This is a genomic window from Paenibacillus sp. GP183 (assembly GCF_900104695.1).
Lineage (GTDB): Bacteria > Bacillota > Bacilli > Paenibacillales > NBRC-103111 > Paenibacillus_AI.
This window is the reverse complement of the sequence record NZ_FNSW01000001.1, coordinates 3,725,337-3,752,010: the sequence shown is the minus strand read 5'-3', so window position 1 is coordinate 3,752,010 and position 26,674 is coordinate 3,725,337. Positions and strand designations below refer to the sequence as shown.

Genomic DNA, 26,674 nt, shown 5'->3' with positions numbered 1-26,674 from the left:
GCAGGTATTACTTCGTAAATACAAAAATGGAGTGCCAAAGCTGATGCCAGTTTGCACTCCATTTTTAATATCTCAATCGTTTATGGCATCAGATAGGATGAATAAAATCGAGTGGCTGCAACTGCATAATCGCCTCTCGTTACTTTTTGTTTTGGATTAAAAGTCGCATGGACCGTTGGGTTGAGGTCATAAGGTCCTTGAGTGGCAGTAAAGTAAGCGTTCAAAATATTCATATCAAGAGCCACTTGCACATAACCTCTTAATTCTGCAGGGATTTCAGCGGCATCATCGATGGCAACGCGCTGTGTTCCGTACTGTACGGTGAGTGCGGTCCCATTTTTGTCTAATGCCTGTTGCTGCAGTCCGAGGCTCTGCACGAATGAATAAGCCAGATCCACCCGTTGTACCGCCTCATTCGGCGAGAATGTGCCAACGGCTGTTGGAATCATGACCCCTTGCTGAATTTGTTTGCCGTCTCGGAGTGCGGCTCCTTTGGCGGTTACCGCTTCAACGAATGGACGATCCGCTGCGCTCACATCCGGATAAGAAATGGATCCGTCTCTCGGCAGAAATTGCCTGATCTCAGCGCCCATAACCAAATAGTCGGCCATTTCCCGACGTTGAATGTAGTCATTTGGCTTAAAGCTTTTATCCGAATATCCATCCACCAAACGTTCATTAACCGCCAGCTTAATCGCTGATTCAGCCGGATGTCCCTGGATATCATTCAATCCGGTGAAACCGCCGGCTGTTTTGAAGCTTAATGTACCAGGGATATCTTCCGGCAAACCAGCGCCGCCAGTTGGATTCGCTGCGGCTCCGCGCAAGCCCCGAACTTCAAGTGTCCAGTTACCGGGCAACGGCGAGGTTACCGAAACCGTTCGGTCATAATACAGAGGAAAAAGGAGACTGACTCCTGAACTATATTCAATTCCATCCGGAGCGATTAACACCAGGTTAACCGGATTTCCCGAGCTCAGTACGCCTGCCGCGTTGATTCGTGCTGCCAATTCGGTTAATCCAGCTGGAACGGTAAACGGATATTTATTGGTTGAGGCTAATGTTACAGGATTGTAATTGACAACAAATGGCGTCCGGCTCACAGAAACTTGTACATGGCTATTGAAGCTTCTGTTCATATTAACTGTTGTGCCGTAATTTCGCACCTGAAAGGCCCGATCCACAGCCGCATAGGCGTTAACATAACCTGCGCCGACTTCCCATGGTTCCATTCCGGGCATATTGGTAGCCGTATTTTGAAGGATTTGCTTAACCTGTTCCGGAGATAATGATGGATTGGCTTCCAGCATCAAAGCAGCAATACCGGCTACATGCGGAGTCGCCATGGATGTCCCGCTCATTAACGTATAGAAAGGCAGATAAGCAGGCTCAATCTGATTTGCATCTTTTGTAAGGGAAAGAGAAGAAACCGGCGCCAGAACGCGAGTGGAGATGATATCAACACCCGGTGCAGTAATGGTAGGACGATCCATCCAGGTCCAGGTTTCCCCGTTCAAGGTAAATGTGCCGCCGCCGTTGCTCACTCCCCGGGATGAGAAGTTCGCCAGTTTTCCCTGTTTATCCCCAGCCGCGACAGAGATGACCCATGGTGCTTTGGCATATGGATTATGTGTATCCTCGCCAGGGCCCTCATTTCCAGCCGCAAAGGTTACCACCATACCTCGATCATAAGCCAATTTGCTTGCGACATTAACCGGATCCTCCGGGTCAAATCCCCCTGAAGAACCCCACGAATTCGTGATGATTCTTATGCCAAACCTGCTTTGATTGGTGAGGGCATAGTCAAAGCCGCCAATGGCATCCAAAATCAAAAGCGCTGCGCCCGAACCATATCCTACTAAATTGGCCCCGGGTGCCACGCCTTCATATTTAACCGCCGACATGGCTCCTGTCCCGCCTACTGTTCCTGTTACATGCGTACCGTGACCGGAGTTAGAGTCGGTGTTCGGAACCCCCTCTAGATATGTTATCGGAAATAAGCTGCTCAAAGAATGCAGATTAGTCGCTCCTGTTGCATTTTCGATCAAATGTGTACCGTACTGGATATCTTTATGTGTTCCATCGACACCGCTGTCATTCACTACGACAGTTACGCCTTTACCGGAAACAGGCAAGCCCTTATTTTCTTTGGTCATGGATGCGTCCATACGAACGCGATCAACACCGGTCAGAGCTGTGGCGTCATAGTTACTATACTTTAATTTTTTATTCAGATAGATCGAACGAACATCGGGAAGCTTCGAAAGAGCTTGCACCTGGTCTGCTGTAACCAGCACGCCAGCCATAGGCAAGGATTTTAATGTAATACCTGATGTGATCCCAACCTGTTTGAGTAAACCAACTTGCGGACTACTCGGAGCGTCATTCCCTCGAAAGGTGACAATCGCTTCAACAGGTGTCGAACTCTTGGTAAGCGCATCGGTCAATTGGGTATCGATTTTGGCAGAAAGGATCTGAGTGGCAGCGCCTGCCGGGGATAGTGCAGCGCCCAAAGTAGAGATGACAAGAACAGCAATGAGTGCTAATGATCTCAATTTCATTCACTTTCCTCCTCGTATGATAATAAAGTCTGACTGATAATCTGAGTAAATTTACCAATCAATCTTAAGTACTCATACCCACTTACATACAGCATCAAACATAAGGAAATACAGACAAGGTCTGCTCGGAGTGGCTAACGCGCATGTAAACAAAGAAAAGTAGGTGGTTTGGTTCAAAATGATGTGAGTTTTAACAGCAACAAAACTTTCCAAAGATACGAACGTCTAACAAAAAGAAATGGAAAAATATTCTTATTTATTGGGGTGGAGAATTTGAGGAAGTACATAATCGGTGCTGTTTTTGGTGCATTGCTCATGTTAAGTACTACAGCATTTGCGAACAAACCGTTGATGGAGATAAAGGCATGGCTGTGGCCGACTCCCATACAAATTAATGTGAATGGATTGCTAACGACTTCAAATCCTGATGAGGTGCAGGTGCTGAATTATAACGACCAGGCCTATGTACCGTTGCGGTATGTAGCCGAGAAGCTGGGAGCGACGGTAAATTTCAAACCTGAAGGAACGGATTGGGTACATCTTAATGGAAACAGGATTACCATCGATAGTGCCGACAATCAAGGTTTGACTGTGAAAGACCAGGACGGTATCATCTCCCTTGGGAATTTTCAATTCATCCCTAAACATGGCGGCACCATGCTGACTTTTCAAATGAAACAGAACAAGGAACTGCCTGCGGAAAAGCCGTTTCTGAATCTTTCTTTTTTTGATAGACAGCATAAGCTTATTTATTCACAGGCGGTGACTTTAAGCTTTTATGCTCATGGAAAAGGCGGCGTTCAAACGTTGTTCGTCCAACTGGATGCCCTCGTGCCGACCCTGGATGCCAGTCAAATTACCGCGAGTCTCTCACATGATGCCGTTATTGGTGAGCTGCCCGGACGGTTGATCCCGCTGACAGAATCTACATATATTCTGCAGATCGTGATGACTGACGCGCAATACGGATGGGCAAAAGGTGATGGTACTGTGTTACGTACAACAGACGGGGGCAAAACATGGCTGATCGCTACGCCTCAAGGGCTGCAATTATACGGGGCAGGCAGCAGTATAGCGAACCATGACTCTGCATTCGTGGGAAATCATGCTTGGGTGGCGAAGCCTCCAATAAGCTATTATGAAGAGTCTGAAGTGACTGTATGGCATACGGACAACGGGGGCCAAACCTGGAAACGCGCAACGCTGCCGATCACCGAGAATTGGGAGCAATCCAGCAGCGCCCTAATGAACTTTATCGATGAGAAAAACGGATTTGTGTTTCTTGCATCGAGAGACGGTGAAAATAGGAAATATTCCATATATTCTACTTCTGACGGCGGCAATCAGTGGACACGGGTTGCTGAGGTAACAGGCTTGGTTTTTTTTACACAAAGAGGCATTTCATTCCTGGACAGCCATAACGGATGGATTGCGACCGGTAACAGGCTCATGCACACTACAGATGGCGGGAAAAATTGGACAGCCATGTCCATCACGCTTCCAAGCGCTTATAACCAATATCGCTGTTACCTTGACATAGCACCTCAATTTTTTGGAACAGACCCTCAGGTTGGCTTTTTACAGGTACCAATTTCGTCTTCCCAGGGCTCTCTTGTTCTGTTGTATGTCACTCGTGATGGAGGGAAAACTTGGAACCCATCTGGTGAAAATGTAGTCAGTGATTCCGAAGAGATGAAAATAATCGATGACCATACTGTCTATATGCTTAGTAGGAAAAAAGCAAAAAATAATTTCAAATATCAATTGTATCTCACAGAAAACGCCGGTCAAACATGGACATTAAAAAGTGAATTCGATATTCCATCCCTTCAAAACTTATACACATGGCAGTTTCTCAACCTTTCGGATGGTTGGATTTCTGACGCTTATCCTGGAAAAGTCTTTGGAACGCATGACGGTGGACTCACCTGGACACAGCTCCGTTCACCCAAGTAGTATGATTTCAGGAAGGAGGATGCCAAATGGACCTCTTAGGTGAAAAGGTTAATATAAGATATTTGGAGACCAAAGATGCAGAAGCACTTTTACAACTAGAGTCCAGAAATCAAAGTTTTTTTCAGATGTATACCGGTACTCGAGAACAAGAATTTTATACTTTGGAAGGTCAAATACAACGAATCCAGAGGGGCCTGGACAAGAAAGATCTAGATCAGGCTTATACATTCGGCATTTTTTTAATTGAAAACGGGGAAATGATCGGAACTATTGGGTTGTTCGAAGTACTCAGAGGGCATCTGCAAAGCTGTTTTGTCGGCTATTTCCTTGATAAAGACCAAAATGGAAAAGGGTATATGACCGAGGCGGTCCGGTTATTAGTTACCTATTCGTTTGAAGTTTTAAAGCTTCATCGTATTGAGGCTGGAGTTATGCCGCATAACCTTGGATCGATGAAAGTATTACTGAAAGCAGGCTTTCACAAAGAGGGTATTGCAAGAAAAAATGTGAAGATCGACGGAACATGGCAAGACCATCAGGTACTAGCCATCATTAATGAGAATGATTAGATGCCGGGCTTTTTGGATCATTGCTCCTGGCTGCGGCTGCTTATTGAGTTATAGGGTGCAGGCTGATACCTGTAATTCGTCGCAAGGTCCAAATCGCGATACTCATTATGCCATATGTTCGTTGTGGCAGGGGAGACCGGCGGGATGAGCCAAGACCATGTGCCGCTCACTTCACGCCCGTGCTGACATTCCTGCTTCTCGAATCTAAGAAACTGCTCGGATGCCGTGTGGTGATCCACCATGCTCACGCCATACTTCTTGAAAGAATGCAGTACGGACACATTCAGTTCCAACAAGGCACGATCCTTCCACAGTGATGAGTTTCTTGTCGTGTCTAGATTCATCATTGCCGCAACCTTCGGAAGCATGTTATATCGATCGGTATCGGCCAGATTACGTGCACCAATCTCGGTTTCCATGTACCATCCGTTAAAAGGCGCTGCGGTATATTGGAGACCTCCTATGTCCAAGCGCATATCCGATATAAAGGGGACGGCATACCATCTGAGACCGAGCTCGGCAAATTGAGTCAAGTCAGGGTGAGTCAGAGGCACTTCGAGTATGCAGGACGCAGGAATCTCAAACCAACGTGGAGAGCGTCCGCAGACTTGGATGACGAGCGGTAAAATATCGTAAGCCGTGCCGTTTCCTAGCCAACCCAGCTGCTGACATTGGCGGGTAAACACAACGGACGCAGGATCGCCTACAATAATGCCATCCTTCTCGTAGCCTGCATAACGGATTAATTGATGATTCCATATCCGAATCTCCCCGCTTTCCGCAGCGGGAGCGAATATCATAATCGCCGGACGTATTCGCCCTTGGTTAGTCGCAAACTCCATATAGCGAAAGAGAGCGTAAGCAATCTCTTCTTCTCGACTCAGTACTCTCTCGTCGAATACTTCCAGAGACGTCCAGAATAAGCGGCCGATACAGCGGCTGCTGTTTCTCCATGCCAGCTTTGCTCCAAAAGCCAATTCCTCAGTCGTATGAGCATAGGAGCCTGTCCGCGAGATACACGCAGCGATTTCGGCGATCCGTGCTTCAGCAGCCACTTGCCCTTTAGCGAGCTCCGCATAAGAGGTCCGAATGAATTCTGCCGCTTCGTCGAGGAGCTGATGATGATCTTTTACCATTTAGGTTACCTGCCTTCAACAAATTTCCCATTTACAATATCTTTTAACAATACCTTTTAAGCGATCCTTAGGCAACCTGCCAAAGGAAGCTTTGTATATGAAGTTGAGTCCTCGTCAGATCGAGAGCTGCCTCACGCTGCATAATCTTCAGCTTGTTTTAATCCAACTTTCAGGGGGTTCTCAGGTGTATCTGTTACAATGTCCTTAATGAAAAGAAACCATATATGGAAAGAGGGTTGCTTTATGAATCCGAAGCGAATTATCATTGTCGGTACCATGGTTGTCGCTATGACACTCGGCGGAAGCTCCTTAAGTAATAAAGTAAGTGCAAGTTCAATAACTGAATCCCATAACGCTACAACTGCGGTCAAAGATGATTTATTACAAATCCTGAAGGTATCGTCAAATGAAGAAATTTATAACGCCATATATGACGGCAAATCTCTTGCCGACATTGCAAATGACAATCAGGTTGATGTCAATAACGTCGTCGATCTGCAAGTTGCACAGTTGACAGAGCAATTAGACTTGCGACTAGCCAGCGGCAGCCTTACCCTTCAGCAATATGAAGCGCAAAAATCGGAGTTGAGGGATATCATTACAAGCAGTACATATGGTGTCTCATAAACGCTTTGTGTTTAGCTTCCTTAACGCCCATAGAAGGTGATTAAAATTAATGTAGAACGCTAATTCCCGCAACAAGCACGATTGTGCCGATAGCAGCTATGAGTAATTCCGTTTGAACAATGGATTTTTTCGCTAATTTGAGAGCCGTTAAATTCACGAAGCTATGTAAAGGAATTAATAGAACAACCAACCATGGATATTTTGCTGCCAGCAATGTACAGCCGATATGAAACGCACTTGCAAAAATACGTTCAATCACGCCCCACAGAGGGCTTGCAGTCAAATTTCCCTGCATCTTGAGCATTTCTTTGGCCTGCATCGCCTTTTCATCGGTACGTCTGGAAAGCGAGGCTATGATGATCACATTCAAAATAACGAACAGCACTTCAACCGCCGCCCAGCCTTGACCTATTGAGACCGACCAGGAATACGTCGTGCTGGTTAACATCAAAATTGCGATTCGAACACATTCCTCAAACACGCCTGAAGAGCTTACTACGATCGTGGTCGCCTTCTCTTTCGACAATTTCATTACAATAGCGCTTAGGGGACCTCTTAGAAATAACGCGATCAGCCACCCAAGTGCCCCTAATCCGTAGGCCCTCCATTCTATCTCTGTACCGCTAAAGTGGAAAGCCACCCAGAACGCCGCAGGTACAAAAATATACAATGGTAAAAAGTATTTAGCTTTTTTCAGTGCTTTATCGAACTGCTGCTCTGTAACATCTCTTTCATCTACGATGATCGATGTCATCAATCATTCATCTCCCCTGTATCTACAAGATTTGTACTATGCTTCGTTTCGGGAATCACGATTGTTGCAATAAGCCTCCTCCTGCGTACATCACTCGGTTCATTCCCAACATGCTGCATCATTTGCTCTCGCAATCCTTGAAGCAATTGCAAATATTCTTCATCGCTTAAATGAAGCTCTACTTGTCGGTACGAAACACCATCTTTGACCAAATCAAACTGCTCTTGTTGAAGATATCTTCCATAGTCTCCAATCAAGTTGGCGATAAACTTCATGAACAATTCCATATGTTCCTCAGAAGTCATTTTCTCCATATCTTTTATTGAAATCTCGGCCCCATGCTCAGCAAGTACATATACTTTTTCCATAGTTCCACGGACTTGTTTATGCTCGATCACTTCTATCAATTTGGCTTTATGCAGCTTATTTAAATGTCGGTACATAGTTGCCTGCGGGATGTCCGTCATGAACTCTGAAATCTGCTGTGTTGTACGCCGCGCTCCACCGACCAAGGATTGAATAATCCGCATTCGTATGGGATGAAGAATCAAATCCGCTTTTGATTCGTTCAGTTTACTCACCAACCTCATATATAAAGTTTATTATCATTATCGATAACGATAATGTTGCATTCATTTTTTGTCAACCACAAATTTTATAGTCGGCAGGAAAAGTTGATGGGTCTGCTTGCTCATTCGACATTCTTCTAATTTCACATGAAATATAATACATCTGTGCAGTTGAGCGTGTGTACATAAATGTAGAAGTTGAAGGAGAGTGAAGATTGTGAATGAATTATTTGATCAGATGAAACAAAGATCACAGGCGACATGGGCCAGTGGAGACTATTCGATGATTGGGGTCGGCTTTGTTCCCGTTAGTGAGCAGCTCTGCGAGACGATCGAGCTTCATGCGGGGCAAAAGGTACTTGATGTGGCAACGGGTACAGGGAACACGGCACTCGCGGCATCACGCCGTTACTGTGATGTAACGGGTATCGACTTTGTAGCTTCATGGTTGGATCGGGCACGGGAAAGAGCTTCAGCCGAGAGGCTGCCCGTCCAATTTGAGGAAGGGGATGCCGAGGCTTTAAACTTTCCGAACAATGCCTTCGATGTTGTCCTTTCCACGTTCGGCTGCATGTTTGCTCCTGACCAGAAAAAAACAGCAGATGAGCTCCTGCGGGTTTGTAAGCCTGGCGGCAAGATAGGAATTGCCAGCTGGACTCCGGAAAGTTATGTCGGGCAGCTATTAAAAACTTTCGCCAGGTATGCTCCGCCGACGCCAAGCGGATTGGTTCCACCTATTCTTTGGGGGACGGAAGAGCGGCTCCTTGAACTATTTGCAGACGCTTCGGCGACAATTAACATGACGAAAAAGATTTTCCATTTTCGGTTTCGTTCTTACACGCATGCCGATGAGATTAATAAAAATACCTCGGACCCATGGTTAAGCTGTATCCCACTCTGGATGAAAACTTGAAAGCTCAGTTCGATCGCGATTTCGAGCAGATTCTGCACAGCTTCAACCGCTCTGGGGATGATACCTTATTGCTCCCGTCCGAATATTTGGAAGCAGTTATTATTAAAAAATAAATGAAAAAGCAGGGAAAAGACATTTCTGCCTTCCCCTGCTTTCAAAATGCTAGTTTCATTTTCCTGCGAATGCATCCGCCATTGCCTGAATATCTGCAGCAGGCAGGGCAAATGCCCATGCTCCACTTTGTTTCACCAGCCAAAGCTTGTCTTGTTCCAGTTTTCCTTGATAAGTGTCTTTGGTGTTATCCGCCATCGTTACCTCTACTTGCAGCTCAGGAGCTGTCATGGCAATATCTTTAGACGGTTTAGCCAGCTCGGCTGTATGAAGTAAAGTCAGCTTATCCAGTAATGTAACCGCATCTGTACCTTTAAGATCCTTATCCCCAAGCTTCCAAGCCGCTCCGGCTGCCGGTTTATCCTTATCTGTTTTGGTCAGAGTCCATGATTGGCCCTTCCATGTGACCTTGGCACTTTGCACCTTGTCATTTTCGATTTTCAAGGGAGCAGTATCCATAAAATCAAGCGGTGTCTTCTTCAAACCGCTTAACGCTTGCTCTCCAACCTGATAAACGGCAGGTGAGCCTTCCACTTTTGCATAAAAGTAGGCTGGAATCGGAAGCGCCGCTCCCACCTGAATCGATTTGACAGAACCATCCTTCATTGTGGCCTTATACACCTCGGCAGGCTTGTCCAGGCCATATTTGGCAAGATCGGACGCGTTTTCTTCAATAACCTTATCGGACGTAAGGAGCGCATAAGCATCAATCCAGCCTTCGACCAGATTGTTGTTCAGCGGCAGCGCAGATGGCTTTGTCATATCCCACCCGGTACCCTTACGCGCAAGCTCAACTTGAGTGTCAGGAGTCTGAATGTCGATGGTCTGAACCTCATCTTTTTTAATTGAAGCCAGCGTGGTCGGTTGTACCGGCTTCTCCCTGAAAAAGTCCTTACTGGACGCGTACCAGAATGCTCCAATACATATTATCACCAGCAAAAGAGTAGGAATGAGTTTCTTCATCCTCTTCTCCTCCTCCACCAAATGAAGCCCCCAAGCAGCAGGAACAAGAGCGGAAGAAGTATGATCGTGCTGTAAAAGATCGTGTTTGCTTTGGCCGGCGTCATCAAAGCTTCCTGATAAGCGTCGCCCTGGCGCGGACGGATGGTGATTTGATCCTTCTTCTCCTGCAGCCAGCCTACACTGTTCATCGCGAAATCCTTATTGCCCTGGCTCTGAATTTCCTGATCGACCAAGAAATTGGAGCTTCCGAGAATGACGGCTTTCGGCTTCTTGTCTGCACTTTCCACAGCATAGCCAAGGTGAAGGGGACCTTTTACATCATTTGCATCCTGTGTCGTTTTGGACTGAGTAAGCAGATTGATATCTGTCTCGCCGTAGGCTTTATCCGTAGTATTCAGCAGCGCCGTCGTGGTCCAGTCCTTGTTATCCGGATTGGCATTCAGGGAGATCGACAGCGACATCATCATCAGCAAGTTGTAATCGGAAAGCTTCTGCGTAATCACATGGGATCCATACTGCGGAATAATGGTTAACGGATCGTACAGAGTGGTTTGCTTGGGTTCTATTGCAACCGCATGCTCATCTTTGACCCCATACGTGTTCATAATCGAGTCAATATTTTTCCATTTGGTCGCCATATCTTTATTGAAGCTGAGCGCAATATAGATTTTACCCTTGTCCTTGAGATAAGCGTTAATCAGCTCTGTTTCTTTATCACTCAGATCGTTTTGCGGTCCTAATAAAAGCAGCATTTGCGCATCAGCCGGAATTTTGCCATCGCGCAGGAGGTTGAGGTCATTGACTGTGTAATTTGCTCCCTCCAGGCTCGTTTTGAGCACATTCATCTGAGTCAAAGGAATTTCTTGATGGCCCGATAAGACGTAAACTGGATACTTTTCTGTTGAGCTCAGGCTGGTGATCGCTTGAGTGAACTTCTCTTCCCCGCTGAACTGATAGGAACCGTCATTCTGCTGTCCGGGAATAAAAACATCATAGAAATTAACAAGCTGCTTTTGTGCTCCACTCTCAAAAACCAGCGTACCGCTGGCATCCACGCCATACTGCTTGGCCATAGACGGCTGCTTCAACATATCGTACTCGTCATAAGTAATCTTATTGGTGTATTTCTTATATTCCTGGATCATATCCGTCACTTGGCGCGTTGCAAACGTATTTTGGCCAGAGTTGGTAAAGGCAATAACATGGATGTCTTTATTCAGATTTTTTAGCGTGCTGATGGTTTGATCCGATAAAGTGAAGCTTTTGTTCTTCGTTAAATCCACCTGGAAGCCTTTTACCGAATTGAGGAAGATCGTCAGAATAAGAAAGATGCCGATGACGGCGGCAGAAAGAACGACCGCATTAGTTCCACGTAGCCATTTATTCATGGTCTCACCTCCACCGCTTTCTTTCTAGGACTTGAATACTAAGCACAATAAATACGGCAGCGAGCGTTATGTAGAAAAGAATATCGCCGCCGTGCAGTATGCCCTTTTGCAAATTAGCCGTGTGGCTATTTATAGAAAGCAGACTTACCCAATCCTTGAGCTTTCCTCCCAAGGTGCCGCCAAGCCAATCGACCAGCCAAAGAATCAGCAGGATGACAAATCCGGCAATACCCGCGACCATTTGATTGCTCGTTAAGCTTGAAGCGAATAAGCCAATAGCCATCATCGAGGCTCCGAGCAAAAACATACTTAAATAAGAAAGCCATAGAATCGGTTGATCCAGCTTTCCGAAGCCCGACATGATCCATGGATAGATCAAGCTGATGACTACAAGCAAAAGCTGGACGGCCAAAGCAGCCAGGTATTTGCCTAAAATAATTTCTCCGATCCCGGCAGGCGAGGTGAGCAGCAGCTCGTCCGTACCTTGGCGAAACTCATCCGCCACCAGCCTCATCGTCAGCAATGGAATGATGAACAGGAAAATAAAGGTCGTATTGCCTACCACGTAGCGCACATCCACAATCGCCGGTTGGGCGGCTACAAAGTTCACGTAGAAAAAGAAACTTGAAAGCAGCACATAAAAGGCAAACGCCACATAAGCCACTGGCGAATAGAAATACATTTGCAGCTCTTTTGAGCAAATCGCCCACATTCTACGCATCGCGATCCACCTCCGATTTGTCGGATATTGGAGACGCAACTTCCGGGGTGTCCGAGGTTGCAGGATTAGAGCTATTGGAGCTGTCTGCTTGGGCCGCTGGCTCGTCCGTCGTCAGCTTGAGGAAGATATCCTCGAGACTCAGGCTCTCGCGTTTCATTTCCAGGATCGGATAGCCCGCTCCGGCCATGCGAAAGAACAGCGCTTCGCGGATATCTGTGCCCCTGGCAGCTGTGACCAACAGCTTCACGGCTTCGGATTGCTCGCTCGCGCTGGATGAACCCGGCTGCAGGTCCTTTATCGACGCAATGGCGTCGATGCCCTGCAGCTGCTCCAGAATCTGCTCACGCGGGCCTTTCACTTCGAGGGAGACCTCGAAGGTTTCACCCATCGTGCGGCCCAGATTGTCCGGGCGCTCGTCGAGCACGACGCGCCCCTGGTTGATGATCAACACGCGGTTGCACAGCGAGTTGATCTCGGGCAGAATGTGCGTGCTGAGCAGCACAGTATGTTTCTCGCCCAGCTCGCGAATGAGCTGGCGGATTTCGATGATCTGCTTGGGATCGAGCCCGGACGTGGGCTCGTCGAGGATAAGCAGATCCGGCTCGTGCAGGATCGCCTGGGCCAGTCCCAGGCGTTGTCTGTAGCCCTTGGAGAGGCCGCGGATCACCTGCCTCTCTCGGCCTTCAAGGCCGAGCTTGGCGATGACCTCGCCGATCCGTTTCTTTTGCTCCCGCGACGGGATATCCCGCAGGTCAGCGATGAATTTTAAATAAGCGTGCACGGTCATTTCCGGATAAAGCGGCGGCGTTTCCGGCAAATAGCCGATCTTTCTGCGCGCTTTCTTGGGATGGTCAGCCATGGACAAGCCGTCGACCTCAATCCTGCCGTGCGTCGGATTCAAATAGCCGGTGATCATCCGCATCGTTGTCGTTTTACCCGCCCCGTTCGGTCCGAGGAAGCCGACAATTTCCCCGCGCTGCATGGAAAAATCAATATGCTGCACACCACGCTGATTTTCGTAAAGCTTACTAACCTGCTTGACTTCAAGCACGATATGACCCCCCGATTCTTATACGAGTACTTTAACCAAACTCAATATATCCAAGAAAGAATAAGCCTACCTTAAACAAATCTGAATTTTAGATTAAAAAAATGTGTCTAAATTGTGAATAAGGTAAGGTGTGGGTAGTGAGAAAGTATAGGGATAAATGTGAAGGAATTGATATGAGAATGTAAATGGATAAAAGTAAGGGTATGAGCGTGGAAAAGGGTGACAGTAAATGTATGTTTGAAAAGTGAGGGTCAGTTGTGGATGAACAGTGGGTGACTCTAGTATGGGTAACGGTAGCTTGTCTGTGATAAGACGTATTTTACGTCTTACAGCTGTGATTTAAGAATTTTCTTTTAAAATAAGACGTGTAATGCACCTAATTTCGTTCAATCTTTGAAAATAACTGAATCAAGGTGCATTCCTGCACCATATTCCCTCAATCCTGCTGCTACCCCTTGATTTTTGTGCATATTTGCACCTCAGCTGTGCTCATTTGGGCTTAACTTACCGAATTTAAAATGCCCAATTCCCGTTTCGAAAGATGGACTCCAACTGGCCATCAGCCGTTTCACCGTCAATTTCCATATGGGAGGAGCCGATCATGAAATCGACATGAATGATGCTGTCATTGATTCCCGCATTTTCCAACTCCGTTTTAGACATGGAGGTTCCATTCTGGATACAAGTAGGAAATCCCATTCCCACAGCCAAATGATTAGAGGCATTCTCATCAAACAAGGTATTAAAGAAAATCAAATTCGAGCTTGAAATCGGCGAATGGTGAGGCACCAGGGCAATTTCCCCTAAATAATGGGATCCTTCATCCATTTCAATCATGGACTGCAGCCCTTCGTAACCTTTTTCAGCCTGATAGTCCACAATTCGCCCGTTCTCAAACTTCAGGGTGAAATTCTCGATAAGATTACCTTGATAGGCTAAAGGTTTAGTACTGCTGACGAACCCATGAGTGCCATCTTTTTTGGGAGAGGTAAACACTTCTTCAGTTGGCACATTGGGGTTAAAAGAGATTCCTTGTGCGTTACTGGCATCTCCGCCTCTCCATAAATGGTCGTTTGGAAGTTCAACCGTCAGCTCCGTACCGGGAGCACGATAATGAAGCCTCTTATATTGCTTTTGGTTTAAATAATCCCTTTTGTCACGAAAAGTGGCGTTATGCTCCGTCCATGCTTGGACAGGGTTTTCCTGATCCGCCCGAGTAGCTTTGAAAATAGCATCCCAAAGAGCGTTCACTGCGTTCTCCTCATCCATGGCTGGAAAGACTTTCTTTGCCCATCCGGCGGAAGGCGCTGCTATAATCGACCAAGTCATTTTGTAAGTGCTCGTATATTCTCGCCACTTTACTAGTGCAGTTCCTGCTGCTATGGAATAAGCAGAAATTCGCTTTGTATCTACACCTTTTAAAAGCTCCGGATCACTGGATTCAATATGCAGGTAAGCCCCATTTTCCTTAGCGAGCTCTTCAAGTGCATTAGCTCTCCATAAAGGATATTTGTCAAAGGAATCATCTGGTGCAAGGGTATATTTTAATCGTGTACAAATTTCATCAATCCACTCTATATGTACATTTTTCGCTCCAGCTTCATAAGCGTTTTTTACGATTAACCGGACAAACTGAGGGATATGAATAGGTGCGGATATCCATAGCGTTTGCCCGGGCTGTATATTCAGCGCTGTTTTAACAGCAAGCTCAGCGTATTTTTCGAGATTGGATTCGAATGTCATGGAAAGCCTCCTTTTGCTCTCCATCTTATCAAGGATGTCGTCATAAATCCAGCTTCTTCCAGCCTACTTCACGCCGCCCTCCGCCAACCCGGATATTAAGAAGCGCTGTGCACCCAGGTAAAGAATGGCTGTTGGGATGGAGGCTATTACCGAGGAGCTCATCAATAAGCCCCAAATATGCTGATCGGAAAGCTTGAAGCTGGCAATCCCGATCGTCACGGTTTGCTCTGTCGGGCTGGTTGTAATGACGAGTGCGTACAGATAACATTCCATGCCATGGTAAAGGCAAATGTAGCCACAACCGCTATACCGGGTGCAGCGATAGGAAGAATAATTTTGTACAGCGATTGCAAACTGGTGCAGCCGTCGATCAAGGCTGCTTCTTCCAAGGATTCCGGAATCGCTCTAAAATATGAGATCAGCATATAACAGCAATAGGGTACGAGATGGTCGGATAGACCAGCAGCAGCGCGTTTTTATTATCCACGAGGCCCAGGTTGCTGACCAGGACATACATGGGAATAAACAGAATGGCTGTGGGAAGCAGGTAGGTGTAGATGATGCTTTTGCCCATAAACGTCCTGCCCCGGTACTGCAGCCGAGTTAAGCTGAATGAGGCAAGAATAGCTATGATTAAGGAGATAATCGTCACCATAAACGCGACATATAAGCTGTTGTACAAATAGCGCATAAATGTGGTTTTCTGAAAAAGCTCACTGTAGTGTGCCAATGTTACCTTTTCCGGTACGAGTGTGGGCTTTGCGGTATACATAAGCTCGTTCGGAGTGATCGAAGATTTGATCATCCAGTAAAAAGGGAACAGCGTCCAAAACAAAGCCACGATCACGATGCCGTAAATAAGCACGTTTTTCCAGATCCGGTTAACCGTTTTTTTGTTCAACCTTCTTCACCTTCCTTCATGATCTCTGTCCATTTTACGGGTGGAAAAGAAAATGAGCAGAATGAGAAGCGGAATGATGGAAGCCGCTACAGCGGTAGCCTTGCCGAAATCGTTCTGCATGAATGCCATTTCATAAGTATAGGTAGAGATGACTGCAGATGCATGAAGCGGACCACCGCCAGTAATTAAATAAATGTTCTCAAAATCATTGAAGGTCCAGATCGTGGACAGCAAGGTACTGATCAGGATAACTGGCATAATGGACGGCACTGTAATGAAAAAGAATTGCCTGATGGCGCCTGCCCCGTCCATGCGAGCTGCCTCGTACATCCCTTTATCAATAGTCTGCAACCCGCCAAGCAGAGAGAACATGAAGAACGGAATCCCTCGCCAAATATTGACGATAATGACGGAGAAGAGAGCCATATTGACTCCGCTCAGCCAGGGAACCGGAGCCGGCACAATGCCCCACCCCAGCAGCAGTGAGTTGATGATTCCATACGTATCGTCAAACATCCATTTCCAGGTCATCGCGGCCACCATCCCGGAGAGCGCCCATGGAATTAACAGGAGCATCCGTATCACGGATCGGCCGAAAAATGATTCATTCAACACGACAGCCAGGATCAAGCCGAAAACAAGCTTGAACACGACCGTCGTCACCGTGAAAATCAACGTATTTTTCAGCACTTTCCAATATTCGGGATCTGAAAAAATTTTAAAATAGTTGCTAAGTCCCGTAAATTGAGCCTGTGATCCGACAACCTTATGCGTGAAGCTTAAGAACAAAGCATTGACAAAGGGGAACCCGACTACACCGAAGATGACAACAGCCGCGGGTGCAATAAGCAGGTAGCCCAATGTCCGGTCATACATCCTCTGCCTGGTTTGCAAAGAGTTCACCCTCATTTTTGTCCGTAGACTTTCTTGAAATCAGCTTCCAATTCATCCAATGCTTTTTGGGGGTCCACATTATTGACGACGATTTTCTGAACCGCTTTTACAATCAATTGTTCACTGAACGCTTTATTAGACAGATCATCCGATTCGGCGGGATACGTGTTCGGAATAATATTTTTACTTGATTCCAGCCAGCCTTTGTTTTCCGGCTTTTTCCAGAACTCCGTGTCCTCAAACCCTTTTACGGTCGGCTGCCACATCCCGTTCATTTTTTCAATCAAGGATTGGTAGAAAGCTTTATCATAGAAAGCTGCGACAAATTTCTTGGCGGATTCCGTGTTTTTCCCGTTTTTAAAAATGGCGAAGACGTTACCTCCTCCGGGAATAAATCTTCCCTTGGGACCGGCGGGAAATGGAACGACCACTGTATTGTTCATCAAGTCCGGCTTATCTTTTTTCATAGCGGTCATGACGCTTCCCGAGTTCATAATCAGCCCTGCTGTTCCTGCCAAATAAGCATTGTTATTACCCGAGTCATCCCAAGTGACGGCAGCAGGCGGGGTTAAGCTCTCCTTATAAAAGGAAGCAGCCATTTTCAAGGCCTCTAATGTTTCTTTGGAATTGATCGTGATTTTGTTGTTTTTATCGACAGGCACACCGCCGTAACCAAGGATGAGTGAACGCATCATACCCTCTGCATCCCCTCCGCCGGAAGCCCCCATCGGAAAGCCCAACGCGTAAAAGCCGTTTTTAGGATCATTCACCAGCTTGGCGGTATCCTTAACTTCCTGCCAGGTGTCCGGTATTTTCGCGCCTTTGGCTTCCCACTTATCCTTTCTTACATACATTCCTGGTGCCAGGAAAGCCTGCGGAAGAAAGAAGTTTCCTTTTTTGACCATGCTCATCTTTTTGGCAGCGTCCGTGAATTCGATTTTGCCCGCAATGTCCGAGACGTCCACAAGCTGGTCCATACCTGCAAACTGCTTGGCTGAGAAATCATCCGTAACGACCAGATCCGGCGGGTTTTTCCCTTCGATAGCAGCCAGAAGCTTGGCTTTCAGATCATTTGGTGCAATGACCACGTACTCTACGGGTACGTTATTATCCTTGCCGAACTGCTCGATGCGGACTTTGACCATATCGTTATAATCTTTGTTGAATTCGGCTTTGTCCCAGATGACCAGCTTGCTTGCGCTTGCATTTGAGCTTGCACTTGCACCTGTGGATTTCGCTCCGCTTGAACTGGATGACGCTCCAGGATCCTTGGGACCGCAGCCCGCAGACGCGAATAGCATAGAGATAACCGTTAATACGGTAAAAGTTCTTTTTAGCATGTACTTGCTCCCCCCTCGAGTAAAATTCTGTCGGAATCGATTGTCGGAAAAAGTCCACTATTACTTATTAACTCGATTTGGTGGAACCAAAACATGGGGGGGTCCCTTTTACACGTGGAAAAAGCGGTATGTAAAAGAAAAAAGCACCTCAGAGGGTGCTTGAACGTTGACATTGCTTTTACCAAACCAATGACTACTTCTGGATCGTATTCGGGAGCTGGATCTCGTCTTTTCTTGTCATGGTCAGATAGACAACCAAGCTCAAGATAATTACAAGGAAGATCACGCTGGTCCCCACCGTTCCCAGTTCAAGTCCACCCGCTTCAGCGTCTTGTGACAGGTAGTCACCGATGGAAGCGCCCAAAGGACGCGTCAATATGTAGGCGATCCAGAAGGCAAGCACTGCATTAAGCTTGAAGCGATAGTAGGCTATGGCCACAACCCCAATCAGTACTGCGAACAAGACAGCTGACTTCCAATAGCCTAAGTTAAGACCTTCTGCTACTAGGTCACCGGCCGCAGTACCCAAGGCGAAAGTGAACAAGATGGCCAACCAGTAGAAGGCCTCACGCTTTGCGGTGAAGATGGAATGAATGGACAGTGTCTTCTCACTCGCGTACCAAGCCGCAAAGGTCACCAACAGCGCGAGGGTAAAGATGATGGTTGTCAACTCCAGAGAAACCCCGAAGTTGTTTACGAGGTTGTCCGTGACTAGCGTGCCGACAACGCTGATCAGTACGACCGCGAGCCAGTAGATCCCTGGCACATACTTTCTCGATCTGAATTGGAAGAACAGTGTGATGAGCAAGAGGCCGCTCATGACAAATGTCGTGTTAGTCAAGCCCAGGTTCAGGTTGGTGTTCAGGAAATCTGCGGCTGTCTCGCCCACCGTCGTTGCCAGGATCTTGATGATCCAGAAGAAGATCATAATTTCTGGAACCTTGTTTAACATCTGCCGGTCTCGTGAATATTCCATTTGTGAATCCTCCTTATTTTCAATTGTTGTCCCTTGTTCATTGCTAACTAACTGTAAACGCTTCATATGAATAATTAATTAAAATTACATAAATTACATATTAAAACTGCCATTTTCTTTAACGTAGCCCTTATTGAAAGAAAAAACACCTCGCAGGTGCTCAAACTGCCGTGAAAATCTCGACGGCATTTCTTTTTATTTAGTTTATGGCAAGACTATATAATTATCGTTCTTACTCCTTGAGAAAGGTGGGTGCGTTAAATATGGGCATAATTACACTGGCAATTGCACTTGTAGTAATATATAGATCATTTTTTAAACCTTTAAAAAGGTACGAGGATTATGCTTTCAGAGCAAGTACTTATGAGTTCATTTTCTTTAGACGAAAAGCAATTGACGTCATTCATCTTGCACTTCAATAATCGTTCGAAAAAAGGGAAAGAGCTAGCGCGTTAGCTTATTTAGGAAATTTATATTCAAAAATCAAGGAGTGGCATACAGCGTCGGATTATTACCATCAAGCTCTTGAATTGATGTCAGATGAACAATTTAAATACAACAATAATTACGAAAAAGTGATTGTGACCTTCATAAAAGCCATGGAGACGGAAAAAGCCCTTTATTGGTTAGATCATCTGCTCACACGACAAAGTTATGACAGAAGGTTTAAAAAATTGGCTCATTTAAAAGACAAGATAGCTAAATCTTGTTAGATGGAAACCCGTCTGTTACCAACGAAGAAAGTGATTTTGTGTATCGATGAGGAGGAATATTATGTCTACGCACATTTCCCGAATTATGATCCATGCACCTGCGAACAAGGTCTGGTGCACTTACGAAACCCGAACTGGTTAAGCAGTGGCAATACGGCAGCGATCTTCTAACGGATTGGCAAGTCGGCAGTGACATTCGTTTCCACAGTGAGTGGGAGGGTACAGTTTACGAACAATGGGGAAAGGTACTGGAAATGGTACAGTATAATCGGATCAAGTATACTCTATTTGCACCTCGCCCAGGATTGGAGGACAAGCCCGAAAATTACTTCGTCATGAGCTATGTACTGAACGAAGAAGGGAATAATACCTTATTAACTATCGAACAGAATGATAACAGACCTGAGGCTGGCGTTCAGGAATCTAATGGCGACGATGGTCAGTCGGTTTTGTCTGCACTCAAGAGTATAGTTGAGGCAAGTTGAATTAGTTTTTCGGTCGGATGAACGGGAAACGTTTGCAACGTAAAGATGGCCCTTCTTGGTCATAGCCCGATCAATTAGACAATGTAAGGTTGTTTTTCATTCTTTCAGAACGCTAGAAAAAGAAAACCTGCGCTGGAAGGATGTTTTTTATCGTTCCAGGGGCAGTTCTAGGCCTGATGGCCCTCTTTTTACCTCTGGAAGAATGTTTTTCATTCTTCAAGCAATCTAGAAAAAAAAAGCCGGTGCTGGAAGGATGTTTTTCATCGTTCCAGCGTCCGGTCAGGGTACAATTCGCAGGTGCTTCTTCTTTAATCCAGCTTCAATTCTATTTAACCAACTGCCCCCGGGTAACACCGAGTTGATTTGTTGCTTTCAGTGATTTCCAAACCTGCGTTCCGCTGATTTTCCCATCCAACGCACGTCGGTACAAGTTAAGTACCTCCTGCACTTTTTCCGGAGATTCCTCCAAAAATTCAACCCGATAAGAACGTACGCCTAGGTCCATGAAATGGCTCAAATACTCCGCGCCTGACTGATCTACCGCGTTGTAGACCGTGTTGCGGCAGCCTTCATCCACACGAACGGGATGAGACATTCCGATTCGATCCTGAAGCGAAACCCGCTTCTCTTCACAAGGGCGGCCGCAGTTGGTATAGTCTGTGCCTTCACTCAAAAAGGTGCAGTACACACAATGCTCCGTATGGAACATCGGCATATGCTGATGAATCACGACCTCCAGCCTGGAGGTATCCGTACGCCGCAGCAAGTCGACCATCTGCTGGATATTCAGATCGTAGGAAGGAGTTACCTTCGACAGTCCTGCTTCCAGAAACAGGGACACCGTTTTGTGGTTAGCCAGATTGAGCGAGAAATCCCCGATCAGCTCTGGCTGATGCTCACCTGGATGCTCCCATTTGTATTTCATGAAGAAATATAAGGCACCCGTATTGCGCACAAGCACCGCATCAGGCTTAAGCTTCAGGATGTTGCGAAAATAGCCCGTTTCTCCCGGCATATGAATGCGCGGTGTAGCCAGAGCAATCTTCTTGCCTGCAGAATGGACCGCTTGAACGGCTGCAGGGAACTGCTTGATGAATTCGAAATCGGCATAAATGAGTTCTATATCTGTGTCCAGCACGGCGAGAACTTGATCCAAATTGCGGCAAAGTGCAGTGAGATTGGCTTGTGCAGCATTGGAGCCGGATGTTCCGATTGTTCCAGGTGTTCCAGCTGTTCCTGCAGCTTCCGGAACATCGCCGTAAACCTCTATATCGCGATGTTGATAGATACGCGGTCTTTGGCGCTCTTCTTCCAGCAGCTCCACAGCCTTACGGCGGATGCTGTTCAATTCGCGCATCGGAACGATCAACTCTCCATCCAGCTGCAGCTCCATTTGGCTCAGCTCATATATAGTTCCGCCCAAACGGCCGAATTGTTCTTGAAATAACGCCTCATCCATGGGACGCTTCTCGGCTTGCACCAAAAGCAGCTCGGACTCTACGAATACGGTATTCCCCGCCTTAATGTCCGTCCACCATGTTTTGAGCGGCTGCCCTTCCCCACCGGTGATCTTCACACTCACCGGAAAAGTACGGTAAGGCTTGTCGGTCTCAAACGTTTGCCTCAATCGCTTATCCAGATGCGGGTCGTTGGTCTTCCAAATGCGGTCGCCCACATGCAGTCGGCCCAGCTCCACATCGCTGCGACCCGGAACGATCTCGATCAGCCCGCCTTCGGCCTCGCCCTCGATCTTCACGCCTTTGCGGCGAAGATCATAGATCCGGCCGCCCTCTTCCTTCTTCGTCGGATCTCCGGCGTCGAATACAATACCGTCTCCGCGCTTGAGCGGAGCCTCCAGCTCACAAACCACGCCGTCGCGCAGAATCTGTTTCACGCGCCCGACAAAAACCCCGCGGCTCTTCGGGTACGTCCCCTCGACCAACTGCTTATTGTTCGTCCCTTTCAGGAAGCCGAACGTAAAGCCTCGCGAGAAGCTTTGCTCCAGCTCGCGCAGCTCTTTCTTCGATGGGCGGGCATCATCGCAGTCAAAAAAGCGGTCGATCGCCTTGCGGTATTTGCTCACGACATTGGCGACATATTCGGGGGACTTGAGCCTGCCCTCGATTTTGAAAGACCTCACGCCGGCTTCGATCAGCTCCGGCACGATTTCCAGCGCTGCCAAGTCCTTCGGGGACAGCAGGTAAGTGATGTCGCCCATCGGCTTGTGCACGCCGTCGACCATCAAGTCATACGGCAGGCGGCAAGCCTGCGCGCATTCCCCGCGGTTCGCGGAGCGTCCGCCCCACATCTCGGAGGTCAAGCATTGACCCGAGTAGGAGACGCACAGCGCGCCATGGACAAAAACCTCCATCGGCAGCTTCGCCTGATCGCCGATTTGCTTGATCTGCTTGAGATTATTCTCGCGCCCCAAAACCACCCGTTCAATGTCGAACGGCTTCGTGAACTCGACAGCTTCAGGGGAAGTGATCGTCATCTGCGTCGATCCATGGATCGGGAAATCAGGGGAGATTTCACGAATCATTTTCACAAGACCGAGGTCCTGCACAATGGCCGCATCCACTCCAGCTTGGACACAGGCGTCAATCAAAAGCTTAGCCTCGCTCAATTCCTCTTCAAACACAAGGATGTTAAAGGTCAAGAAGCCCTTTACACCATATAGATGAAGGAACGACATAATATCCGGCAGCTCATCCATGACAAAGTTGTGCGCTCTCGCTCGGGCATTGAATTTTTCCACTCCAAAAAACACGGCATCCGCGCCATTTGCCACGGCGGCTCTTAAACAATCCCAGTCCCCTGCGGGGGCTAATAATTCTATATCTTCTCTGCGTATTGGATTCATCGGGTATTCCTCTCTTCAAGGCAATCTGCATACCTATCTAGTGTAACAGAATTGGAGGGTGGGAATCTATTGCGATCAGGAAAATATGGCAAAACGCTGTTGTTCTGTTTCCCATGAATTCTGTTATCATAGCTTATATAGCAATTCAGGCATCCAATTTGCATATTCCAAGAAAGGATCAAGACATGAGCATTCAATTGACTGAGCAAGCCATTAAATTATTATGCGGTCGATTCGCCTATGAAGAAGGAGAAGTCTTTAATCGGGATGGAAAAGTGAAGATCATCCATCATGAGCAAGGATCTTCCAACTACGATGCCATTGTCAAAGAAACCAGAAGTCCCCAATGGGTTAAGATCAAAATAAATCGAGAAGGGAAAGTTGATGCTCATTGCTCCTGTCCCGAATTCCATCCCGATGATCAATTCTGCAAACATATCGCGGCCGTGCTTCTGAATATCCATGAAACTCAACCCTCAGAGAATTCGGCGGTCGAATTGGGGCTGACGAGCAGGATGTTTGAGTTATTCGGCGACAAGGCGCTGCTTGCCAGCAATACCCATACTCGTTTTGATTCAAGGATACCGCTTGATTTGGAGATCATCTGCAGGCCCTTCACTTACGGTAATCGAAAATGGATGTTCGGCATTGAGATCAAAATCGGTCAGAAACGACTGTATGTCGTGCAGAAAATAAGAGAATTGCTTGACCATATTGACCGAAGAGAGGCCTATGGTTTATCCAGGCATTTCACCTATGATCCAAAGCTCCACCGTTTTGAAAAAGAAAATGAGGCAATCATTCGGCAGCTCATCCAAATTTATCGCAACGAAAAGATATACCGCGAAAGTTCAAGCCGTTATTCCTTTCAAACTCACTCTTATAACGGTGACCGGATGCTCCTGATTCCCCCTTTATCATGGGAAAACCTTCTTCAATTGCTTGGAGAAGCTCCATTGGTAAAACTTGAGCAAGGGAGCCTTATATATAATGGATTCCGTTTATCCGATGAGCCGATCCCACTCCACTTTGAGCTCGACCAAGCACAGTCCGAGAGCTTTCAGTTGGACGTCCAAGGTTTGGACGGAATTACCGTCATGGAAGCTTACGGGCTTGTGCTTCACGAAGGTACGCTGCTGAAGCTGCATGCCCATCTGTGTAAACGCCTCTCCGAGCTGCAGCAGATGCTCGAATCATCCCATAGGCACCAAATCCGGATTCCGACAGAACAGCTGGAATCTTTTATGGAACAGGTCATACCCGGTCTGATGAAGCTGGGTCGTGTGACTATAGGACAAGCCGTTTCCGATCGCATCGTTCAGCCCGGCTTGAAGGCTAGGCTGTACTTGGATCGCGTGAAGGATCGACTGCTGGCCGGACTGGAGTTTCAATATGGGGATATCATCATCAATCCGCTGGATGCAATCACCAGGAATCGAGGCTCCGAGCGCATTCTGATGCGAGACCGGGATCAGGAAGAGCGAATTCTCGAGCTTATGGAGCAAGGTGCCTTCGTCAAAACCGAAAGCGGATTTTTTATGGATGGTGAAGATGCGGAATATGATTTTCTAGTTCACATCGTTCCACAGCTGGACAAGCTTGTAGAAATTTTCGCCACCACCGCCGTGAAAGCAAGACTTCACACTGGACAAACCGTCCCAAAGGTAAAGGTGAATCTGGATGAACGAACCGATTGGCTGGAATTCCGCTTCGAAATGGAGGGAATCCCCGAATCGGAGATTCGCAAGGTGCTGAAGTCCCTCGAGGAGAAGCGCAAATACTACCGGCTGCCGAATGGAGCGTTATTACCTCTGGAAAGTGCGGAATTTCAGGAAATCATCCGATTTATGAACGAGACCGGCATCCGTAATATGGATGTGAAAGGGACGACAATCCATCTTCCGGTAGTCCGCGGACTCCATTTGCTGGATTCCCCGGAGAAAGGCCATGCCGTCAAGCTGGGTAATCCTTTCCGTCAGCTCTTGGACAACATGAGAAACCCGGACAATCTGGATTTTCCGGTACCAGACCGTTTGGCTCCTGTTCTGCGGGATTACCAGAAGTATGGGTTCCAATGGATGAAAACATTGGCCAACTACCGTTTTGGCGGCATTTTGGCAGACGATATGGGCCTTGGCAAAACCCTGCAAAGCATCGCTTTTATCGTCTCGGTGCTGCCCGAGATCAGAGAACAGAAGCTGCCGGCTTTTATTGTCTGTCCAGCTTCTCTCCTCTATAACTGGCGCAATGAACTGAAGCGTTTCGCACCGGAGATTCAAGCTGTTATTGCCGACGGCAGCAGAATGGAGCGCGGCAGTATTCTTAAGGATGTTTCTGAAGTAGATGTCATCATTACCTCCTATCCGCTGCTGCGAAAGGACATGGATCTCTATGAAGAGCAAAAGTTCCATACGCTAATCCTGGATGAGGCTCAAACCTTCAAGAACCACACAACCCAGACAGCCCAGTCCGTGAAGGCCATTAAGGCGCGTTACCGTTTCGCCCTCACCGGAACACCTGTGGAAAACAGAATTGAGGAATTATGGTCAATCTTCGACGTTGTGTTTCCCGAGTTATTTACGGGTAGAAGGGCATTTAATGAACTAACCCGGGAAGCTGTGGCTAAACGGGTCCGTCCGTTTCTGCTGCGTCGTTTGAAAACGGACGTTCTCAAGGAATTGCCGGATAAAATCGAGTCGCTGCAAGCCTCCGAGCTGCTGCCTGAGCAGAAGAAGCTGTATGTGGCCTATTTGGCCAAACTGCAAAAGGAAACATTGAAGCATCTGAGCAAGGATGATTTTCAGAAAAACCGGATCAAAATCCTGGCGGGCTTAACCCGGCTTCGCCAGCTTTGCTGCCACCCCGCCTTGTTCGTCGAAGGCTATGACGGAGGTTCGGCCAAATTTGAGCAGCTGATGGAAATTATCGAGGAATGCCGGAGCTCGGGGAAAAGGATGCTGGTTTTCTCCCAATTTACCGAGATGCTGGGTCTGATCGGGCGAGAGCTTGGTGATCAGGGCATCCCGCATTTTTACCTGGACGGCCAAACTCCAGCATCCGAACGTGTAGAGCTTTGCAACCGATTTAACGATGGAGAACGGGACCTATTTCTCATCTCGCTGAAAGCCGGCGGCACCGGATTGAACCTGACAGGGGCCGATACGGTTATCCTCTATGACCTATGGTGGAACCCCGCCGTCGAGCAGCAGGCAGCCGACCGGGCACATCGTATCGGGCAGAAAAACGTTGTGCAGGTGATCCGTCTAGTCACACAGGGCACCGTGGAAGACAAGATGTACGAGCTTCAGCTGAGAAAAAAGAATCTGATCGATGAGGTGGTCCAGCCTGGCCAGGAGGCATTGTCCAGCCTGACGGAGCAGGAAATCCGGGAAATTCTGATGATAGGTTAAGCAGTAAAAGCTCATTCGACAAAGTTAACA

Annotated in this window: 22 protein-coding genes; 6 read left to right on the top strand and 16 right to left on the bottom strand. The window is 47.2% G+C overall.

Annotated features, from left to right (window positions below; genetic code table 11):
• Window positions 1-80: 80 nt before the first annotated feature.
• Entirely contained in the window at window positions 81-2,561 is a 2,481-nt protein-coding gene (locus BLV33_RS18435) for a S8 family serine peptidase (protein ID WP_090794826.1), read from the bottom strand.
• 273 nt (window positions 2,562-2,834) lie between these two features.
• Between BLV33_RS18435 and BLV33_RS18430 the strand changes: the two genes are divergently transcribed.
• Together BLV33_RS18430 and BLV33_RS18425 are read left to right on the top strand one after the other, a co-directional pair.
• Window positions 2,835-4,517, top strand: a complete 1,683-nt coding sequence (locus BLV33_RS18430) for a YCF48-related protein (protein ID WP_139305771.1) — start codon at window positions 2,835-2,837, stop codon at window positions 4,515-4,517.
• A 26-nt stretch (window positions 4,518-4,543) separates the two neighbouring features.
• A complete protein-coding gene (locus BLV33_RS18425) occupies window positions 4,544-5,086 on the top strand; it encodes a GNAT family N-acetyltransferase (RefSeq protein WP_090794820.1) in 543 nt (180 codons plus the stop codon).
• Between the two features lie 17 nt (window positions 5,087-5,103).
• On the opposite strand, the gene BLV33_RS18420 is transcribed toward BLV33_RS18425, so the two are convergent.
• Window positions 5,104-6,222, bottom strand: a complete 1,119-nt coding sequence (locus BLV33_RS18420) for a nitric oxide synthase oxygenase (protein WP_090794818.1) — start codon at window positions 6,220-6,222, stop codon at window positions 5,104-5,106.
• A gap of 243 nt (window positions 6,223-6,465) precedes the next feature.
• On the opposite strand from BLV33_RS18420, the gene BLV33_RS18415 reads away from it, so the two are divergent.
• Window positions 6,466-6,849 carry a hypothetical protein gene (locus BLV33_RS18415; protein ID WP_090794814.1) on the top strand — a complete coding sequence of 128 codons (384 nt, stop codon included), beginning with the start codon at window positions 6,466-6,468 and terminating at the stop codon, window positions 6,847-6,849.
• A 46-nt stretch (window positions 6,850-6,895) separates the two neighbouring features.
• Here BLV33_RS18415 and BLV33_RS18410 read toward each other — a convergent pair whose 3' ends face one another.
• Complete coding sequence (locus BLV33_RS18410) at window positions 6,896-7,603, bottom strand: YhfC family glutamic-type intramembrane protease (protein WP_090794812.1); 708 nt, start codon at window positions 7,601-7,603, stop codon at window positions 6,896-6,898.
• On the bottom strand, window positions 7,603-8,184 hold the full coding sequence (locus tag BLV33_RS18405; RefSeq protein WP_253187105.1) for a helix-turn-helix domain-containing protein: 582 nt from the start codon (window positions 8,182-8,184) through the stop codon (window positions 7,603-7,605). The genes BLV33_RS18410 and BLV33_RS18405 overlap by 1 nt, the downstream gene beginning before the upstream one ends.
• Window positions 8,185-8,389: 205 nt before the next feature.
• Between BLV33_RS18405 and BLV33_RS18400 the strand changes: the two genes are divergently transcribed.
• Entirely contained in the window at window positions 8,390-9,085 is a 696-nt protein-coding gene (locus tag BLV33_RS18400; RefSeq protein ID WP_216234796.1) for a class I SAM-dependent methyltransferase, read from the top strand.
• A 168-nt stretch (window positions 9,086-9,253) separates the two neighbouring features.
• Here BLV33_RS18400 and BLV33_RS18395 read toward each other — a convergent pair whose 3' ends face one another.
• The 11 genes from BLV33_RS18395 to BLV33_RS18355 all read right to left on the bottom strand — a co-directional run bounded on the left by BLV33_RS18395 (window position 9,254) and on the right by BLV33_RS18355 (window position 19,173).
• A complete protein-coding gene (locus BLV33_RS18395; RefSeq protein WP_090794794.1) occupies window positions 9,254-10,159 on the bottom strand; it encodes a DUF4340 domain-containing protein in 906 nt (301 codons plus the stop codon).
• Window positions 10,156-11,547, bottom strand: coding sequence for a GldG family protein (locus tag BLV33_RS18390; RefSeq protein WP_090794793.1), 1,392 nt, complete (start codon window positions 11,545-11,547; stop codon window positions 10,156-10,158). Before BLV33_RS18390 ends, BLV33_RS18395 begins: the two co-directional genes overlap by 4 nt.
• 4 nt (window positions 11,548-11,551) lie before the next feature.
• A complete protein-coding gene (locus BLV33_RS18385) occupies window positions 11,552-12,268 on the bottom strand; it encodes an ABC transporter permease subunit (RefSeq protein WP_090794783.1) in 717 nt (238 codons plus the stop codon).
• Entirely contained in the window at window positions 12,261-13,319 is a 1,059-nt protein-coding gene (locus BLV33_RS18380) for an ABC transporter ATP-binding protein (protein WP_090794782.1), read from the bottom strand. The genes BLV33_RS18385 and BLV33_RS18380 overlap by 8 nt, the downstream gene beginning before the upstream one ends.
• 513 nt (window positions 13,320-13,832) lie before the next feature.
• The gene (locus BLV33_RS18375; RefSeq protein ID WP_090794781.1) at window positions 13,833-15,062 is read right to left on the bottom strand and encodes an aminopeptidase; all 1,230 of its coding nucleotides are present in this window, start codon (window positions 15,060-15,062) and stop codon (window positions 13,833-13,835) included.
• 63 nt (window positions 15,063-15,125) lie between these two features.
• Entirely contained in the window at window positions 15,126-15,335 is a 210-nt protein-coding gene (locus tag BLV33_RS29705; RefSeq protein WP_216234870.1) for an ABC transporter permease family protein, read from the bottom strand.
• Window positions 15,278-15,487 carry an ABC transporter permease subunit gene (locus BLV33_RS30835; RefSeq protein ID WP_216234795.1) on the bottom strand — a complete coding sequence of 70 codons (210 nt, stop codon included), beginning with the start codon at window positions 15,485-15,487 and terminating at the stop codon, window positions 15,278-15,280. Before BLV33_RS30835 ends, BLV33_RS29705 begins: the two co-directional genes overlap by 58 nt.
• Window positions 15,481-15,963: an ABC transporter permease family protein gene (locus tag BLV33_RS29695; RefSeq protein WP_216234794.1), complete on the bottom strand. Its 483-nt coding sequence runs from the start codon at window positions 15,961-15,963 to the stop codon at window positions 15,481-15,483. The genes BLV33_RS30835 and BLV33_RS29695 overlap by 7 nt, the downstream gene beginning before the upstream one ends.
• A gap of 6 nt (window positions 15,964-15,969) precedes the next feature.
• Window positions 15,970-16,857 carry a carbohydrate ABC transporter permease gene (locus BLV33_RS18365; RefSeq protein ID WP_216234793.1) on the bottom strand — a complete coding sequence of 296 codons (888 nt, stop codon included), beginning with the start codon at window positions 16,855-16,857 and terminating at the stop codon, window positions 15,970-15,972.
• An 11-nt stretch (window positions 16,858-16,868) separates the two neighbouring features.
• A complete protein-coding gene (locus tag BLV33_RS18360) occupies window positions 16,869-18,197 on the bottom strand; it encodes an ABC transporter substrate-binding protein (protein ID WP_090794779.1) in 1,329 nt (442 codons plus the stop codon).
• 193 nt (window positions 18,198-18,390) lie between these two features.
• Window positions 18,391-19,173 carry a COG4705 family protein gene (locus tag BLV33_RS18355; protein ID WP_253187104.1) on the bottom strand — a complete coding sequence of 261 codons (783 nt, stop codon included), beginning with the start codon at window positions 19,171-19,173 and terminating at the stop codon, window positions 18,391-18,393.
• An 805-nt stretch (window positions 19,174-19,978) separates the two neighbouring features.
• On the opposite strand from BLV33_RS18355, the gene BLV33_RS18350 reads away from it, so the two are divergent.
• A complete protein-coding gene (locus BLV33_RS18350) occupies window positions 19,979-20,371 on the top strand; it encodes an SRPBCC family protein (RefSeq protein WP_253187103.1) in 393 nt (130 codons plus the stop codon).
• A 325-nt stretch (window positions 20,372-20,696) separates the two neighbouring features.
• Here the strand turns inward: BLV33_RS18350 and BLV33_RS18345 are convergent, their stop codons facing one another.
• The gene (locus BLV33_RS18345; protein WP_090794777.1) at window positions 20,697-23,234 is read right to left on the bottom strand and encodes a U32 family peptidase; all 2,538 of its coding nucleotides are present in this window, start codon (window positions 23,232-23,234) and stop codon (window positions 20,697-20,699) included.
• Between the two features lie 185 nt (window positions 23,235-23,419).
• Here BLV33_RS18345 and BLV33_RS18340 point away from each other — a divergent pair, with 185 nt between their 5' ends.
• Entirely contained in the window at window positions 23,420-26,644 is a 3,225-nt protein-coding gene (locus BLV33_RS18340) for a DEAD/DEAH box helicase (protein ID WP_090799039.1), read from the top strand.
• Window positions 26,645-26,674: the final 30 nt, after the last annotated feature.